The sequence below is a fragment of the Neisseria sp. P0008.S010 genome, from assembly GCF_051962715.1.
Classification (GTDB): domain Bacteria; phylum Pseudomonadota; class Gammaproteobacteria; order Burkholderiales; family Neisseriaceae; genus Neisseria; species Neisseria elongata.
Window position 1 is genome coordinate 1 of sequence record NZ_JBQCVA010000416.1, and the last position, 239, is coordinate 239.

Below are 239 nucleotides of genomic sequence, written 5' to 3' on the forward strand. Positions count from 1 at the left end.
GGCATCGGCACCAGTGCCGACAGCCTGTCCACGACCAGTGGCTCCAGGGACACGTCGACGCGATCGATGAGGTGCCAGAGGGTCAGGGCATCCTCGGCTCGTGCCTCGCGCAGCACCGTTTCGAGCGGCGCGGCCTGGGCTGCCGCGCCATCGGCCTGGTCGAGGGTGTCGATCGCGGCGCGCAGCGCCGCGCTGGCTTCGGTGTAGGTTGGCGTGCCCGGCCCACGCCCCTTGTAGTC

1 protein-coding gene is annotated in these 239 nt (G+C 71.5%); it reads right to left on the reverse strand.

Annotated elements, in window-relative coordinates:
• Positions 1-239, reverse strand: a 239-nt coding sequence (locus tag ACTHSL_RS14150) for a hypothetical protein (protein WP_440381754.1), incomplete at both ends; no start/stop codon positions are given.